Here is a 16,869-nt window from a genome sequence, read left to right on the forward strand (position 1 = left end):
CGCGAGCAATCGCCGTCTCGCCTCAACGCGCCGGCAGTCCCGCATTGAACCGCAACACGATCCTGCAGCCTGGCGTGTTGTCGTGAATCTCCACGACGGCCTCGTGCACCCGCGCGATCGCGGCCACGAGACTCAAGCCGACGCCATGCCCCGAAGTCGCCGCCTCCTGCCCGTTTCTGCTGCGATAGAACGGACGCAGGACAGCATCGCGCTCACCTGCCTCGATACCGGGTCCAGTATCCGCAACCTGCACGACGGGCCTTCCCGCTTCAAGCGTTGCTTGCAGCGTCACCGCGCCGCCACCGGGCGTGAACTTCAGCGCGTTATCGAGCAGATTCTCGATAGCGCCGAACAGCAGATCCACGTCGCCGCGCGCGAAAACTGGTTCGGACGCCAGCACCGCGACCGACAAACGACGGTTCTCCGCGACCGGCTCGTACAACTCCGCGACGTCGCGCAGGATGGTGTCCAGCGACACGTCGCAGAAGCTCGCGCGTCTGACATCCGCTTCGACCTCCGCGATCCTCAATAGCGCGGTGAAACGGTGCAGCACGACGTCCGATTGCGCGATCGCGGTGTCGACGGCGCTCGTGTAGTCGTCGACGGTATGCGAGCGGCGCCGCGCGCGTTCGAGGCCCGCGCGCAGATGCGTCATCGGCGTGCGCAGATCGTGCGCGATGCCCGCGCACACGCCGCGCACTTCGGCCACCAGCCGCTCGATTTCATCGAGCATCAGGTTGACGATTTCCGCCAGACGGTCGAGATCGTGATGCGTGCCGCGATTCGACAGACGCCGACTCAACTGGCCCGCCATGATCTCGCGCGCCGTCAGACTCATCGAGCGGATACGCCGGTTCGACATCGCGTGAAGCGCGGCGCCGCAGCCGACGGCAAGCAGAATCGTCAGCATGAGCCCGAGGCACAGGATCTTCACGAGCGTATGGTCGAAATGAATGATCTCGTCGATCGAGTGACCGACGACCACCCGCAGACCGCTACGCGTCGGCACGATGATGCCGCGAAAATGACTGGCCAGCGACGGCGGCCCGTCGTCCATTGCTTGCGTGTAGTAGAACGGCCGGCGCTCGCGCTCGGCCGGCAACGCGTGGATATTGCCGGCGAGCCAGCGGCCTTCTTCGTCGAACACGCCATAGGGCCGGCTGCTCGCGATGTCGCGCCGGCTCAGCGCCGCGATATTGGCGATCGCCTCGGCGCGGCCGATCGAGCTGAACTCGGCCACTTCTCCGCGCAGCCGTTCATCGACCTCGTGCAGCAGATACGTGTGCATCATCCAGTAGAGCATCGCGAACAGCACGACCGCGCAACTGATGAACACCATCAGCAGCCATGTGACGTTGTTCGCCGGCAGGCGCAGCCAGCGCCTATTCGCCGGCACGGAGGACATAGCCGACATTTCGAACCGTGTGGATCATCAGCGAAAACCGTCCGTTCAGACTGATCTTGCGGCGCAGGTGACCGATATGCATGTCGATCACGTTGGTCTGCGCATTGAAGCGGTAATTCCAGACCGACTCGAACAGCATCGCGCGCGTCACAGGCTGCTCCGTATGCAGCATCAGGTATCTGAGCAACTGGTACTCGCGGGGCTTCAACTCGATCGACTCGCCCGCCCGGCTGACCTGGCGCGTGCCAATATCGAGCACGAGATCGCCGACGCTCAGCATGAGCGGCTGCTCCGAGGAAGAGCGGCGGCGCAGCAGCGCATTGAGGCGCGCGGTCAATTCCAGACTGTCGAACGGTTTGGTCAGGTAATCGTCGCCGCCGGTGCGCAGGCCGCGCACGCGTTCGTCGACCGCTGACAGCGCGCTCAATATCAGCACCGGCGTCTCTTTGCCGACGTTGCGCAACGTGGACAGAATCGACAAGCCATCCACGTCGGGCAGCATCCGGTCGAGCACGACGGCGTCGAAATCGCCGTTGAGCGCGCGCAGCAGGCCGGCATGGCCGCTCGGCACGCTTTCCACCGCGAAGTCGTAGTCCTCGAGCGCGGTGGAGACTTCGAGCCTCACACGCTCGTCATCTTCGACGATGAGAATGCGGGGTCGGCGCCCCGCGGGGTAGTTGATCGCTGCTCTGCTTTCCAAGAGGACGTCGTTTCCTGTGGTCGTGCGTCGCCGCATGAACGGCGACGTCAATAGCGGGGGCCGCCTATGCGGGCGCGGAGTATGACATGGCCATGTTGCTGCTTCATGACGCGTCCCGCGCGGAGCCGAAAACCGTTCACACGTGCAACTAGCCGAGCTTCAGTGCCGCGCGCACTTGCGCCTTCGCATCGGCAAAGTCGCGCTGAAAATCCGGATTGGCCATCAGCGCCGCCGCGACGAGCGTTCCGTCGATGCGACCCGCTTCGACATCGCTCGGATAGTGGACGACGTCGACGACGCGGTTCATGCCGAATTCGCGCCCACGCGCGAATAGCGCATCGCGCTTCCCGGGGACCATTTGTGCGAGCAGGATCGCGCACAGATAGCCGAAGGTCGCATGACCGCTCGGGTACGAGTGGTAGTCGTCGCCGGGCCGCTTCGGCACGATCGGTTGCACGTCGCGGCTCGCGATGAAGGGCCGCGCGCGGCTAAAGAAATGCTTGCCGCCTTTTGCGACCCGCTCGGCATCGTGATCGACGGCTTCGAACAGCGCAGCGGTTTTCGGCAGACCAGCTTCGTTGAAGTCCGGTCCGAGCACATCCGCGAAACGGAACACGGACTTGGTGGCGCGAGCAGCACGCCAAGCGGAATTTGACGGGCGTCGAGATAGCTCGCCTCCGCGGACGGTGCGGCGTAACTCGCCGTATGAATGCGCGGTGTCCACAAACTTACAAACCTGAGCGCGTCGCGTAGCGTCAGTGCGGATCGCGCTGTTGTGGGGCATCCGTAATAGCAACTTTAGATTCGTAAGATACCGATCACTTCGCATTAACGGACGGTTGATAGCATCCCGCCTCGTTCGACTCCCAGTTCATCGCCCCACTCGCGAAAGGATGCTGCACCATGCAACGGGTTAGTTTTCCCCTTAGAAAGAAGCCGCTGACGCAATTCGTTCTTGCCACACTGTGCGCGGCCGGCGCGCAGATCTCGCATGCCCAGACCTCGGGCGATCTCGGCTCCGTGCAAAGCACGGCCGTCTCATCATCGAACAGCGGCACGGCCACCAGCACCAACGTGCAGTCGGCACCGGCACAGGCGCCTTCGCAAGGCTCGCTCACCGCAACCCAACCGCAGTCGGTGGTCAGCCGGCACTACATCGAAAACAGTACCGCTCCGACCGCGAACTACAGCGAGATCGTGCAGATCGCGCCGAGCGTGTCGAATGTTGCTCCGAACGGCTCCGGCCTGATGGAATCGCAGAGCCTGTCCATTCGCGGCTTTCAGGACGGTCAGTACAACGTGACATTCGACGGCATCCCGTTTGGCGATACCAACGACTTCACCCATCATTCGACGTCGTTTTTCTCGAACCGGGTGCTCGGCAATATCGTCGTCGACCGCGGTCCCGGCGACGCTTCGCAGATCGGCTTCGCCACCTTCGGCGGAACGATCAGCCTGCAGTCGAGGGTTCCGTCGGCATCGCCGGCATTCTCGGTGCTCGGCTCGTACGGCAGCTTCGACACATGGCAGGCCGGCGCCGAGTTCAATACCGGCTATCTGCAGCAATGGGGCGATGCGCGCGCAATGGTCGGCTATGCGCAGAGCAGCAGCGACGGTTATCTGACCAACGCGGACCAGCGCCGTCAGAACGTCTACTTCAAGCTCGACAAGCCGATCGGCGACAACACGCTGCTCACGCTGTTCGCGACTTACAACAACATCCACCAGAACGTGCCGCTCGGCGCGACGGCCGCGCAGATCCAGCAGTTCGGTCCCAACTTCGGTCTTGGCGCCGACCCGACGAGTCAGGCCTATGCCGGCTACAACTTCGACAGGATCAACACGGACTTCGAATACATCGGCGTGAAAACGAAGGTCGCCGAGTGGGTGATCGACAACAAGCTCTATACGTACGGTTACTACCACAACGGCTTCAACGGACTCGACCCGAACGGTGAAACGCCAAACGGCACGATCTTCGGCCCGAACAACGTGCCGGGCCAGGAAATGAACAACAACTACCGCGCGTTTGGCGACGTCCTCGCGCTCGAGCGGCAGCTCGGTCCCGGCAAGCTGCAGACCGGCATGTGGATCGCGCACCAGTCCAACTTCCGCGACAACTTCAATGTCGATTCGTCGCTGAACTTCGCGTTCATCTCGCAGAACTTCACGATGAACGACACGATGCTGACGTTTCAGCCGTATCTGCAATACGCCTGGCAACTGCAGAACGGTTTGACGATTACGCCGGGACTCAAGTACGTGTCGTTCAACCGCAGCATCGATACGCCGATGAACCAGAAGACCGGTGAGCCGCTCGATTTCAGCCACACGTGGGACAAGGTACTGCCGTCGTTGACGCTGCACCAGCAGATCACCCCGCAATGGAGCGCGTATGCGCAGTACGCGCAGGGCTTTCTCGCACCGAACCTGAATGTGTTCTATGTCAACGATCCGACCGTTTCGGGACAACCCGATCCGGAACAGACCGACAACTACCAGATCGGCACGACGTACAAAACGGGGGGTCTGACCGTCGCCGCCGATCTGTACTACATCAACTTCCGCAACGCGGTGACGAGCCGCACGGTCGGCAACAACGTGATCTTCTCGAATGCGGGTGGTGCGACCTACAAGGGCGTCGAAACCGAAGCGACCTTGTCGGTCGGCGACGGCTTCAGCCTGTACGGCAATCTGACCTTCAATTCGGCCAAACAGAAGAGCACCAATACGTGGATGCCCAACGCGCCGCAATCGACGGCCGCCGCCGGCGTGCTCTACGAACGCGGGCCGCTCAACGGTTCGTTGCTGATGAAGTTCGTCGGCCATCAGTATGGCGATACCGGCAACACCCAGCCGATCGGCGGCTATGCGATCACCAACTTCGCCAGCTCGTACACGTTTGCCCGACTCGCACCGTGGACGCATGACACGCGCCTCGGCTTCCAGATCGACAACCTTTTCAACCGCACCAGCATCAATGCGCTGGCCGGCTACACCGCCGCGGACAACACACCGCTTTACTGGACCATCCCGGGCCGCGCGTTCGTCGCGACGCTGTCCACCGATTTCTGAACGGAGCTTCTTTCATGACTGTCGATAACCTGCTGCACCTCGCGAACAATTCCGGTGGCGTGTTGTATGTGATTGCCGCCATGCTGTTCGTTGCCCTGACGATCATCATCGAGCGCTCGTGGTTCCTGCAGCGCGCATCGAGCGGCAGCCGCGCGGTGCTCGACCAGGTCGACCGCCTCGAACAACTGAACGCCGCCTCGCTGACGGCATGCGCCGAACAGTTTCAGGCGCTGCCGATGGCGAGCCTGCTGAAGGTCGCCGGCCGGCTTGCCGGTCAGACGTCGCGCGATGAGCTCGATGCGTGTCTCGACGAAGCGATCATGCGCGAAGCACCGAACATCGACCGCTTCCTGTGGGTGCTCGACACGATCGTCACGCTCGCGCCGTTGCTCGGTCTGTTCGGCACGATCGTCGGTATGTTCAACGCGTTCCAGGTGCTGTCGAATCCGGGCAACGCACCGACCCAGGTTACGGGCGGCGTGGCCGAGGCACTCATCGCGACGGCGTCGGGTCTGTTCGTCGCGATGATCGGCCTCGTGTTCTTCAACGGCCTGCACAACCGCGTAAGAGGCGTCGTCCATCAGCTCGAAACCGTGAAGGCGGTGCTCGTGAACCGGCTTGCGGCCAGAGCGCATGAGTCGGTCAAGCCGGTGCATGAAGTGCCGCGCCCGGTGGTCGGCAAATTCGCCTCGCAGGGAGTCTGACGATGAAGTATTTCGAGGCGCGAAAGGCGCGCATCGAGATCATCCCGATGATCGACATCATGTTCTTTCTACTGGTGTTCTTCATCATGATCACGCTGCACATGATCCCGAACGCGGGGCTGCGCTCGCAGCTGCCGTCGAGCGCCACGGCGCAAGCGCTGCCGCCGCCGCAGGTCACGGTAACGCTCGCGACCGACGGCAGTCTGTCGGTCGACGGCCGCACGCTGAGCCTTGCGCAATTGACCACCCTGCTCGCCGCCCGCACGGACGTCGCGCATACGGTCGTGACGATTGCCGGCTCGAAGCAGGCGCAGATCCAGCACCTCGTCTCGGTGATGGACGCGTGCCGCGCCGCGGGCGTATCGCAAATCGCGCTCGCCGCGCAGCCTGTGGCGAACTGATATGGCAACCGTACCCGCCTGCGGGATCGTGCAGCAACGAACGCGCCTATTGCCGGCCGCCGCCATCGCGCTCGTCGCAGAAGCGCTGGTGCTCGGCGCGACGATTGCGCTGCTCACGCATACGACCCGGGTGTCTTCCGTATCGTATGAAGCGCCGCCAACGCTGCTGACGCTGGCGGCACCGGCTCCCGCGCCGCAACCGCCGCAGCCGCCTGCGAAGCCCGTGCCGCCTCCCGCGCGGCCGGTCGTACCCGTGCGCCATGCTGCGCACACGCCCGCGAAGCCCGTGACGGCCGCGGTGCCGAAGCGCGTGCCGACTCCGGTGCCGGTGCAGCCCGCGGCGACACCGACCGAGCCGCCATCCGCGCCCGCGCCGCAACCGCCAGCCGAGCCCGCGCGGCAACCGCCCGCACCCGCTGCGGTGCCGGTTGCAGCCGCGCCTACGCCAAGCTTCGAGGGTGCGCTGCGCGCGGCGATTCAGGCCGCGCTGCGCTATCCCGAGTCGGCCCGCATGGCTGGCATGACGGGCCGCACACGCGTCGCGTTCCGGTATCGCGACGGCGTCGTGTCCGACCTCAGCGTCGTGGTGTCGAGCGGTATCGGACTGCTGGACCGCGCAGCGCTCGCAGCCGTGCGCGACGCCGCTTATCCGAAACCCGAGTCCGCATTCGTGGGCAAAACGCTCTCGGAGCAATTGTGGGTCGACTTCAAACTCGACGACCACGAATGATGATCCGCTAACGCCCAACCGCACGAGGGACGTCATCCGCCCACCGGAATGGCGTCCCTCTTCCCAATCCATCCGCAGTACCAGTAAGAATCTACTCAACGTGAAACTGAAAAATATCCTGTCCGCCTTGATCGCCGGCGGCGTCGCTTCCCTGCTCGCGCCGTCGAACGTCCATGCGGCGACGGGCCCCAACGCCGATCAATTCGAAATCGCGAAACGCTATGGCCTCGAAGGCGGAGAGCGTTGGGATTACGTGGCGTACGACGCTGTTCGCCAGCACCTCTTCATCAGCCGCGACACGCACGTGCAGGTGATCGATACGCGCACCGGCAAACCGGTCGGCGAGATCGCCAACACCGACGGCGTGCACGGCTTCGCGTTCGTGGAGGACCTCAAGCTCGGCTTCGTCACCAACGGCCGCGCCAATACGGTGAGCGTCGTCGATCTCGACACACTCAAGGTCGTCGACAGCATCAAGGCCGCGGGCCCCGACCCGGACGGCATCCTCTACGTGCCGGCCTTGCGGCGCATCTTCGTGAGCAATGGCCACGACGGCAGCGTCAGCGCAATCGACGTCGCGACGCGCAAGGTGGTCGCCACGATGAGCGTGGGCGGCAAGCCGGAGGCGCTCGCGGCGGACAGCCACGGGCACGTGTTCGTCAATGTGGAAGATCGCGCCGGGATCGTCGAGATGGACGGTCGGTCCGCGACGGTGCTGGCGCATTGGCCACTCGCACGGTGCGAGTCGCCGACCGGACTCGCGATCGATCCGGCGAGCGAGCGCCTGTTTTCGGTTTGCGCCAATCACCGCATGATGATCGTCGATGCGACGTCGGGCCGTCGCGTGGCCGAGGTGCTGATAGGGGGTCACCCCGACGCGGCGGCTTTCGATCCGGCCTTGAAGCTCGCGTTCAGTTCGAACGGCGCGGACGGCACGCTGACGATCGTGCATGAAGACGATGCGGACCATTACACGGTCGCGCAGAACATGCCAACGCTGGAAGGCGCGAAAACGATGGCGCTCGATGAACAGCAGCACCGGATCTATCTGGTATCGTCGAAGTTCGGCGCGGCCGACCCGGCCACGGCTGCCAATTCTCATCCGCGCGCGACGGTCATCCCCGGTACGTTCGAAGTGCTCGAGGCGCAGCTCAAGGCACGCTGACGCGCGGCATCGACGCACGGCCGCCCGTTGATCGCGGCGGCGCGTCAAACATCGGTTCGCCTAGATGAGGCCGTGCGCGACGCCGCTCGGCATCGCCCAGCGCTCGCTGTCGTTCGACACGCCGAAATCGGCGGCCCGTAGTGAAACGGTGGCCGAGCAGGCCGTCGCACGCTTTGCGCTGGCGCGCGCGAGGATGCGCTGCTCGTGCACATAGAAGAATTCGAGTTGGCGCGCGTCGGACGCTTTTCGTTGGAGCTCGAACACATCCTCGAGCACGCGCCGCGACACATGAAAACGCTGAAGTCCGCGGCCAAGCCGGATCTGAAAGACAACACCGTCGCTGTTATGCGGCACCGCTGCCCAGATAAGCGGAATGCTACTCATAGAGCCCCCGTAACTGGATCTTCATGTCAGGACCATTGACGATTTCATCGTCGCACGGATAAACGCACGGCGCGACTTGTCAAAATTAAACAAGGTTGATTTGACGTTTTCACCACAGTGGCAGGTGTTGCGACGCGACGCCCCAGCGAATCCTTACTCGACAGCAGTCCGTCGCTTGCGCCGCGCGGTCGTTCGTCGGGTACGATGCAATGCGGCCCGATTTAATTTGCCACGCTTCTCGCTGATTTTTCGGTGGCCGGCCATGCAGAAGAATCATTCGCTTTTGCGTCGGGAATCCACACGCAAGGAATATGCGTTGGCTCGTTTGCGTCTTGCCACGAGCCGCCTTATGCGCGCTGAGTCGGAAGCTGAAAAGACACTCGCCACCTGCTGGATGAAGGCGTGGGCAAGCGTCATCGGCGATGCGCAGTTCCCTAAGCTTCCTTACCGACCGGCCCCACCCAAAGCGAGGCGGCGCTCCTCGCCAAGGCCCCGCGATTGACATCTGCCGTCGCTCGAACTGAATGGCGACGCGGCGACATCGTCGCGCACTCCAACCCCATTCATTGACCGTATGGTTCGCCACCTCACAGACCGTCTACGCCCTCTGCTCGCATGATCGCTTCACGACGCCTTCGAGCGTTCGCGACAAACAGAGCAATAAAGAAGAGACGACAAAACGGCGAGCGCGTCCCGCAACGATCGGGTTGCCCCGCCGCTCCGGGGGTACCCATGAAAGCTGGAAAGGTAATCTGGGTAGTGGCTTTGCCGTGTCTGATCGAAACGTCGCATGCGCAGGAGGTCTATCTGCAAGGCGGCACGCTGGGCATCGGGGTTGGCGCGGCGTGGAGCGTCACGTCGTGGTTCGGCGTGCACGCGGACTTCAACGCGATCAATTTGTCGCACAACTTCGAGGTTGGCGGCAATCGCTACGAAGACGGCATACGGCTGCGTCAGGGCGGTCTCTACGGCGATTTCTTTCCGTGGGCCGGCACCGGCTTTCGCGCGACAGCAGGCCTGCGTCTGACCGACAACGAAGTCAGCGGCAACTCGGTTCCGACCAACGGCATGTACGTATTCGAGGGCAAAGCCTCGCCGGCCTTTCCTGGCGAGTACGCGACGGCGACCGCCCGATACCCGACCGCGATGCCCTACCTTGGCATCGGCTATGGCCTGCACCCGGGAGCCAAAGGCTGGGGGCTCGTGGTGGATCTCGGTGTCGCCTACGGCATTCCGAAGACCTCGTACACACTGTCGCCGGCACTGTCGCAGGCCGCGGGAGCGGAGATGAGTCAGCAGATCATCGACACCGGATTGCAGCAACTGCGCGATAAGGTCTCGCCTTATCGATGGTATCCGACGTTGCAGATCGGCATTTCTTATCGCTTCTGAGGCGCAGCGCACGGAAACCGTCGCAGTACTATAAATTTGCGAAGGACTTTTCACATTCCGATTGCATAAAAAAACAAACGAAAGAAAGCGCGATACGACCTTCGCTTTTTCTGGTTATTTATCGAGATGAAAAGATATGCAATGATCGCCGCCGAATCAGCGGAGCATGTCTGAACCTTGCGCCAGCATACGTTCCGGCAACCCCACGGCCCATTGCTTTTTCATTGAACCGATAATGACCACCTTTCTGTTCGATCTGCTGTCGAACCTCGCCTTGTTCGCCATCGTATCGATGGCCTGTCGACTGTATAACCGGTTTGGGTCGGGTGCCGCGCTGAGCGGCCCTGCGATTTTCATCGTGATCGCGCTGACCGCATGCGTGCTCGACGGCTTGTTGACGTTTGTCGTGTTCGCCGACGCGCAGAACCGCTATGGACAATTCGCCCTGCCGACGTCGTTTCTTCAGCGTGCTGGCGCGTATGCGCTCGCGATCGTGATCGCGTTCTCGTGGCATCGGATGTCGAGGCGCCGGCGCGCCGTGAAAAGCGACCCGGACAACGCGGTTGTCATCCAGACGTCACCGTACTCCGAATCGCGGCTGCGCATGTGAGCCCGGCACGCCCCGACCGGCTTTTCATGTACGCCCCGCCATGTTTCATCTCTGTATTGCCGCCGCGAGCAGGGCAGGAACGGTCCTTGCGCATGCGGGCGCCGTCGGCTATAACTCCCGAAGACCGCGCGTTGTGGGTCATGGCACCACCGTCGTTCAATCCGTTGATGGCAACCTATAACGAGGAAACATCTTGGATATCGAAACCGTACGTGCATTCGTCATGACCCGTGGCATCGACATCGGCACCAAGGTCATCGGCGCAATCGTGCTGTGGCTCGTCGGCCGCTGGATCATCGGGCTGATCTCCAACCTGTCGCGCAAGCTGCTCGCACGCAACGGCCGGGTCGACCCGACACTCGCCCACTACCTCGCGTCGATTCTCGCCGGGTTGCTGAACCTGCTGCTCGTCCTCGCGATCCTGGAAATCTTCGGTGTGCAGACGACGTCGTTCGCCGCGTTGCTCGCCGGCCTCGGCCTCGCGATCGGTACTGCGTGGGGCGGCCTGCTCGCGCATTTCGCGGCCGGCGTGTTCATGCAGGTGCTGCGGCCGTTCAAGGTCGGCGATTTCGTCATGGCCGCGGGCGTCACCGGCACCGTCACGGAGTTGGGCCTGTTCGGCACCACGATCGTGACGCCGGACAACGTGACGACCATCATCGGCAACAACAAGATCTTCTCCGACACGATCTCGAACTACAGCGTGCTGCCGTTCCGGCGCGTCGAGCTGACCGCGAAGATCGCCAATGGCGTCGATCCGACCGATGCGATCGCGCGTTTGAAAGCCGCCGTCGCGAAGATTCCGAATGTGGCCGAAAACCCCGCGCCCGATATCGAGGTCTTGAGCTTCACGCCAGAAGGACCGCTGCTGTGCGTGCGCCCTTACTCGTCCAACCAGAACTACTGGCAGGTCTACTTCGACACCAATCGCGCGATCGTTCAGACCTTCAAGGAAGCCGGCTATCCGACGCCGGAAACGCCACTCGCACCGCGCGCGATCACGCGCGATTTGATCTGATCGAACCTCCGCGCGCACCCGACACGGGGCGTCGGCATGGCGGCATGAAAAAAGGCGTCGCGAGATTCGCGACGCCTTTCGTGTTTTCAAGGCCCGAAATACCGCAAACAACTCGTCATCAACGCGTACTCGCGTTCGCGCCATTCTTGCGCAGCATCTTCCACAGCGCGCCGAGCACGATCGGTACGATCGCCGCGCCGATACCGACCAGCACGATCACGTTCAGATACTGACGGATGAACGGGATGTTGCCGAAGAAATAGCCGAGCAGTGTCAGCAGCAGCACCCACAACAGCGCGCCGACGACGTTGAACATCTGGAAGCGGCTCCACGTCATCGACGACGCGCCCGCGACGAATGGCGCAAACGTCCGCACGACAGGGATGAAACGCGCGAGCACGATCGTCTTGCCGCCGTGTTTCTCATAGAAGTTGTGAGTCTTCTGCAGCGCGGCGCGATCGAGAAAGCGCTCGAGCACCGGAATGTGCGTATTGAACACGCGCGGTCCGATCGCGCGGCCGATCAGATAGTTGGTCGTATTGCCCGAGACCGCCGCCACCAGCAGCAACAGGATCAGCAGTCCGAGATGCATCTGCCCGGTTGCGCAGAACGCGCCGCCGATGAACAGCAGCGAATCGCCCGGCAGAAACGGCAGCACCACGAGCCCCGTTTCAGCGAACACGATCGCGAACAGTACCGCGTAGACCCAGGCGCCGTACACCTGAATGAAGTCTCCGAGAAACTTGTCGATGTGCAGGACAAGATTGGCGAAATGTAGCAGCGTATCCAAGGAACGTCCTTTTAAACCAGTGTATGCGTAGAGGGAAAACGGCCGCCGCGCGACCCTGCAACAGGCGCAGCGAGCGGCGGGCCGACCGCTGCGAATTGACCGCGACATGATACCGAAAGTGCCTCGGGTCGAATGAAAATCTGCCGGTTGGGCGTCTGCGCGGGCGGCGTGCGCCGAGTCGCTATAATTTCGCCATGTCCGAATTCTCCGAAACGCCTGCGGGCACCGCGGCCACGGCCGCACCTTCCGACGCCTCCCGCGCGGCGCCCGTGCCGCGTCCGTTGCGCGCCATCCAGCCGCTCCCCGATCAATTGATCAGCCAGATCGCCGCAGGCGAAGTGGTCGAGCGGCCGGCGTCGGTAGTCAAGGAGCTGCTCGAGAATGCGCTCGACGCGGGCGCGCAGACGCTGCGCATCCTGCTCGACGAAGGCGGCGTCAAACGCATCTCGATCACCGACGACGGCTGCGGCATCCCCGAGAACGAACTCGTGCTCGCCCTGACGCGCCATGCGACCAGCAAGATCCGCTCGCTTGCCGAGCTCGAAGCGGTCGCGACGCTCGGGTTCCGCGGCGAAGCGCTGGCGTCGATCGCGTCGGTCGCGCAGATGAGCATCACGAGCCGCACCGCAGATGTGCCGCACGCGGTGCGCATCGACGCGGAAACCGGCGTGCTGAGTCCCGCCGCCGGCACCCAGGGCACGACGATCGAAGTCCGCGAGCTGTACTTCAACACCCCGGCACGCCGCAAATTCCTGAAAAGCGAACAGACCGAACTCGGCCACTGTCTTGAACAGATCCGCCGCGCCGCGCTCGCGCGGCCGGACGTCGCGATCTCGGTGCTGCACAACGGCAAGGCCGTCGAGCACTGGAACGCGAGCGAGCCGCCCGCGCGGGTTGCGAAGATTCTCGGCGAGACGTTCGCGACCGCCCATCTGCCGCTCGGCGAATCCGCCGGTCCGCTTGCGATCTGCGGCTGCGCCGGTCTGCCGACCGCGAGCCGCGGTCGCGCCGATCAACAGTATTTCTTCGTCAACGGCCGCTTCGTGCGTGACAAGCTGCTCACGCACGCGGTGCGCGCCGCGTATGAAGACGTGCTGCACGGTGAGCGTTATCCGTCGTACGTGCTGTTCCTCGATTTGCCGCCCGAAGGCGTCGACGTGAACGTACATCCGTCGAAAATCGAGGTGCGTTTCCGCGATTCGCGCTCGATCCACCAGTTCGTGTTCCATGCGGTGCAGCGCGCGCTCGCTCGGCACGCGGGCGCGTCGCCTGAAACGACGGCGGGCGGGCATGCGGCGCACCTGGAACCGTCGGCCGGCGGACCGGCTTCATCTGGTTCGACGCCGCCGGGTGTCACAAGCGGCGTAGCCGACGGCATTGGCGCGGGCGCCGGTCTTTCGAGCGGCGCGGGCTTCGGCGCGGGAAACCGCGGCGTCCTTGGCGGCGGCAGCGGCTTCAGCAGCTTCGGCGCCCCGGGCGCCTCGCAGCCTGGCAACACGTGGATGCGCCAGGCACGCATGACGCAAGGCACGCTGCCGGTCGCGCAACCGCTCGCCGGTTACGACGCGCTGTTCGGCCGCAAGGATCCGCTTGCCGGCCGGGTCGAAGGCGCGTCGCTGTTCGAAGCGCGCGACTCCGCAACCGACACGACGTCGCCATACGACGCAGCGCCGTTCGCGCCGCGCCCGGCTTCCCCCGCATTCGACGCCACCGACGACCAGCCGCTCGGCTTCGCGCTCGGCCAGATCCACGGCATCTACGTGCTCGCGCAGAACCGCCAAGGGCTCGTAATCGTCGACATGCATGCGGCACACGAGCGCATCCTGTACGAGCAGTTCAAGAGCGCGCTCGCCGACCGCGCGATCGCCGTGCAGCCGCTGCTGATCCCGCAGACGATGCAGGCCGATCCGGTCGAAATCGGCACGGTCGAGGAAGAGCGCGATACGCTCGATGCGCTCGGCTTCGACCTCGCGGTGCTGTCGCCGACCACGCTCGCGATCCGCGCGGTCCCCGCGCTTCTGAAAGACGCCGACCTGCAAGCGCTGGCGCGAGCGGTGCTGTCCGACCTGCATGCATTCGGCGGCTCGCGCGTGCTGACCGAGCGTCAGCACGAACTGCTCGGCACGCTCGCGTGCCATCACGCGGTGCGCGCGAACCGGCGTCTGACGCTCGACGAAATGAACGCGCTGTTGCGCCAGATGGAAGCGACCGAGCGCGCCGATCAGTGCAACCACGGGCGTCCAACCTGGTATCAGCTGACGCTGGCCGATCTCGATCGGCTGTTCATGCGCGGGCAGTAACGGCGCTGCGTTTCGATCACACCGTTGCGCCGCGCGCCCGCTTGCCCATGACGTCACACCCTACCCCCATCCCGTGCCTGCTCGGTCCGACCGCGTCCGGCAAGACCGCCGCCGCGCTCGCGCTCGCCGCGCGGCGGCCGGTCGAAATCATCAGCGTCGACTCGGCGCTCGTCTATCGCGAGATGGACATCGGCACCGCGAAGCCGACCGCGGAAGAACGCGCGGTCGCGCCGCATCATCTGATCGATATCGTCGATCCGGCCGACTCGTACTCGGCCGCGCAGTTTCGCGCCGATACGCTGCGGCTCGTCGGAGAAATCCATGCGCGCGGGCGGCTGCCGCTGCTGGTCGGCGGCACGATGCTTTACTACAAGGCGCTCACGCAGGGCCTCAACGACCTGCCCGCCGCCGATGCCGAAGTACGCGCGAGGCTCGACGCCGACGCCGCCCGCGACGGCTGGCCAGCGCTTCACGCGCGGCTCGCCGCGCTCGATCCGGTCACGGCCGCGCGTCTCGCGCCGAACGATTCGCAGCGCATCCAGCGCGCGCTGGAAGTGTTCATGCTGACCGGCCAGCCGATGTCGACGCTGCTCGCCGCGCCCGCGCGCACCGACGACGCCGCATCGGCACGCTTCGTGCCGGTCGCGCTGGAGCCGTCCGAGCGTGGCGAGCTGCACGCGCGCATCGAGCAGCGCTTCGATTCGATGCTCGCGCACGGTTTCGTCGATGAAGTGGTGAAGCTGCGCGCGCGCGGCGACCTGCTGCCCGAGATGCCGTCGATGCGCTGCGTCGGGTATCGGCAGGTGTGGGAATACCTCGATGGCGCGGTCGACTATCGGACCATGCGCGACAAGAGCGTCTTCGCGACGCGGCAACTCTGCAAGCGGCAACTCACGTGGCTGCGCAGCATGCCGGAAAGACAGGTGGTGGATTGCTGCGATCCGCACGCGACGGCGCGGGTGGTGGAGTTGATCGAAACGCTGGTTTGAGGCGCCGATCAGCGTGGTGGAATCGGAGGGACGTAAAGCGGGAATTTGAAGCGGGAAATGTGAAGCAAAGGATTCGAAGCCCGCGCGGCGCACCATTGCGGCACGCCACGCGAGCCCTCGTCAATCTTTAGACCACGACCGTCTGCGCTTCACCCGCTGCGCTTTCACGGACCGTGCCGATCTTCCAGACCTGCTCGCCCGCCGCGGACAGCAGACCGATCGCCGCTTCGGCATCCGCGGCCGACACGATCACCGCCATACCGATACCGCAGTTGAACACGCGGTGCATTTCCGCATCGGCGACGCCGCCGTGCTTCTGCAGCCACGAGAACAGCGGCGGCAGCGGCCACGCGCGATGGTCGAGCTCGGCCGTCAGGCCTTCGCGCAGCACGCGCGGAATGTTCTCGACCAGGCCGCCGCCCGTGATGTGCGCCATACCCTTGACCTCGATCTGCTGCATCAGCGCGAGCAGCGGCTTCACGTAGATGCGCGTCGGCGCCATCAGCGCGTCGGCGAGCGTGCGGCCGTCGAAGTCCGCGTTCAGATCGGGACTGGCACGCTCGATGATCTTGCGCACCAGCGAAAAGCCGTTCGAATGGATGCCGCTCGACGCGAGCCCGAGCACCACGTCGCCCGACGCGATCTTGCTGCCGTCGATGATCTTGCTCTTTTCCACCGCGCCGACCGCGAAACCAGCCAGGTCGTATTCGCCGTCCGGGTACATGCCCGGCATTTCCGCGGTTTCGCCGCCGATCAAGGCGCAGCCCGACAGCTCGCAGCCGTGCGCAATGCCCTTCACGACAGTCGCCGCCGTGCCGACGTCGAGCTTGCCGCAGGCGAAATAGTCGAGGAAGAACAGCGGCTCGGCGCCCTGCACGAGGATGTCGTTGACGCTCATCGCGACCAGATCCTGGCCGACCGTGTCGTGCTTGTTCAGCTGGAACGCGAGACGCAGCTTGGTGCCGACGCCGTCGGTGCCGGACACGAGCACCGGTTCCTTGTACTTCTTCGGCACTTCGAACAACGCGCCGAATCCACCGATGCCGCCCAGCACGCCGTCGCGCAGGGTCTTCTTGGCAAAGGGCTTGATGGCGTCGACGAGGGCGTCACCCGCATCGATGTCCACGCCGGCGTCGCGATACGACAAACCTTGGGCCGAATCGGTTGAATGCTCGGCGGATTTCGGTTGATTCATGGGGAAAAGCT

The 16,869-nt window shown here is 64.1% G+C and carries 16 protein-coding genes; 10 read left to right on the forward strand and 6 right to left on the reverse strand.

The genetic code is table 11. The features are described from left to right. Window positions 1-22 precede the first annotated feature (22 nt). The 3 genes from OKW39_RS08750 to OKW39_RS08760 form a co-directional block, all read right to left on the reverse strand. Entirely contained in the window at window positions 23-1,405 is a 1,383-nt protein-coding gene (locus OKW39_RS08750) for a sensor histidine kinase (RefSeq protein WP_187611098.1), read from the reverse strand. Then, entirely contained in the window at window positions 1,383-2,105 is a 723-nt protein-coding gene (locus tag OKW39_RS08755) for a response regulator transcription factor (protein ID WP_187611099.1), read from the reverse strand. Before OKW39_RS08755 ends, OKW39_RS08750 begins: the two co-directional genes overlap by 23 nt. A 148-nt stretch (window positions 2,106-2,253) precedes the next feature. Further along, on the reverse strand, window positions 2,254-2,721 hold the full coding sequence (locus tag OKW39_RS08760; RefSeq protein ID WP_187611100.1) for an acid phosphatase: 468 nt from the start codon (window positions 2,719-2,721) through the stop codon (window positions 2,254-2,256). Between the two features lie 287 nt (window positions 2,722-3,008). Here OKW39_RS08760 and OKW39_RS08765 point away from each other — a divergent pair, with 287 nt between their 5' ends. The 5 genes from OKW39_RS08765 to OKW39_RS08785 all read left to right on the forward strand — a co-directional run bounded on the left by OKW39_RS08765 (window position 3,009) and on the right by OKW39_RS08785 (window position 8,180). Then, on the forward strand, window positions 3,009-5,180 hold the full coding sequence (locus tag OKW39_RS08765; RefSeq protein WP_429562446.1) for a TonB-dependent receptor: 2,172 nt from the start codon (window positions 3,009-3,011) through the stop codon (window positions 5,178-5,180). Between the two features lie 14 nt (window positions 5,181-5,194). Next, entirely contained in the window at window positions 5,195-5,884 is a 690-nt protein-coding gene (locus OKW39_RS08770) for a MotA/TolQ/ExbB proton channel family protein (RefSeq protein ID WP_429335783.1), read from the forward strand. 2 nt (window positions 5,885-5,886) lie between these two features. Then, window positions 5,887-6,285, forward strand: coding sequence for an ExbD/TolR family protein (locus tag OKW39_RS08775; protein ID WP_090803146.1), 399 nt, complete (start codon window positions 5,887-5,889; stop codon window positions 6,283-6,285). 1 nt (window position 6,286) lies between these two features. Further along, window positions 6,287-7,015 (forward strand): TonB family protein, encoded by a 729-nt coding sequence (locus OKW39_RS08780; RefSeq protein ID WP_429562447.1) that lies wholly within the window; start codon window positions 6,287-6,289, stop codon window positions 7,013-7,015. 100 nt (window positions 7,016-7,115) lie between these two features. Then, window positions 7,116-8,180 (forward strand): YncE family protein, encoded by a 1,065-nt coding sequence (locus OKW39_RS08785; RefSeq protein ID WP_167368621.1) that lies wholly within the window; start codon window positions 7,116-7,118, stop codon window positions 8,178-8,180. A gap of 60 nt (window positions 8,181-8,240) precedes the next feature. Here the strand turns inward: OKW39_RS08785 and OKW39_RS08790 are convergent, their stop codons facing one another. After that, a complete protein-coding gene (locus tag OKW39_RS08790; RefSeq protein WP_184055405.1) occupies window positions 8,241-8,564 on the reverse strand; it encodes a hypothetical protein in 324 nt (107 codons plus the stop codon). 732 nt (window positions 8,565-9,296) lie between these two features. Here OKW39_RS08790 and OKW39_RS08795 point away from each other — a divergent pair. The 3 genes from OKW39_RS08795 (at window position 9,297) to OKW39_RS08805 (ending at window position 11,584) form a co-directional block, all read left to right on the forward strand. Beyond that, entirely contained in the window at window positions 9,297-9,956 is a 660-nt protein-coding gene (locus OKW39_RS08795) for a hypothetical protein (protein ID WP_429362330.1), read from the forward strand. 235 nt (window positions 9,957-10,191) lie between these two features. Further along, the gene (locus OKW39_RS08800) at window positions 10,192-10,566 is read left to right on the forward strand and encodes a hypothetical protein (protein ID WP_429362332.1); all 375 of its coding nucleotides are present in this window, start codon (window positions 10,192-10,194) and stop codon (window positions 10,564-10,566) included. A gap of 193 nt (window positions 10,567-10,759) precedes the next feature. Continuing rightward, window positions 10,760-11,584, forward strand: a complete 825-nt coding sequence (locus tag OKW39_RS08805) for a mechanosensitive ion channel family protein (RefSeq protein ID WP_090803136.1) — start codon at window positions 10,760-10,762, stop codon at window positions 11,582-11,584. 118 nt (window positions 11,585-11,702) lie between these two features. Here OKW39_RS08805 and OKW39_RS08810 read toward each other — a convergent pair whose 3' ends face one another. Next, on the reverse strand, window positions 11,703-12,374 hold the full coding sequence (locus OKW39_RS08810) for a VTT domain-containing protein (protein ID WP_176078921.1): 672 nt from the start codon (window positions 12,372-12,374) through the stop codon (window positions 11,703-11,705). Between the two features lie 194 nt (window positions 12,375-12,568). On the opposite strand from OKW39_RS08810, the gene mutL reads away from it, so the two are divergent. Both mutL and miaA read left to right on the forward strand, forming a co-directional pair. After that, the gene (mutL, locus tag OKW39_RS08815) at window positions 12,569-14,674 is read left to right on the forward strand and encodes a DNA mismatch repair endonuclease MutL (RefSeq protein WP_429562448.1); all 2,106 of its coding nucleotides are present in this window, start codon (window positions 12,569-12,571) and stop codon (window positions 14,672-14,674) included. 47 nt (window positions 14,675-14,721) lie between these two features. After that, the gene (miaA, locus tag OKW39_RS08820; RefSeq protein WP_090803133.1) at window positions 14,722-15,663 is read left to right on the forward strand and encodes a tRNA (adenosine(37)-N6)-dimethylallyltransferase MiaA; all 942 of its coding nucleotides are present in this window, start codon (window positions 14,722-14,724) and stop codon (window positions 15,661-15,663) included. Between the two features lie 127 nt (window positions 15,664-15,790). Here miaA and purM read toward each other — a convergent pair whose 3' ends face one another. Further along, a complete protein-coding gene (purM, locus tag OKW39_RS08825; RefSeq protein WP_429562449.1) occupies window positions 15,791-16,858 on the reverse strand; it encodes a phosphoribosylformylglycinamidine cyclo-ligase in 1,068 nt (355 codons plus the stop codon). Window positions 16,859-16,869: the final 11 nt, after the last annotated feature.

This window comes from Paraburkholderia sp. MM6662-R1, assembly GCF_050436245.1.
In the GTDB taxonomy this organism is placed as follows: domain Bacteria; phylum Pseudomonadota; class Gammaproteobacteria; order Burkholderiales; family Burkholderiaceae; genus Paraburkholderia; species Paraburkholderia tuberum.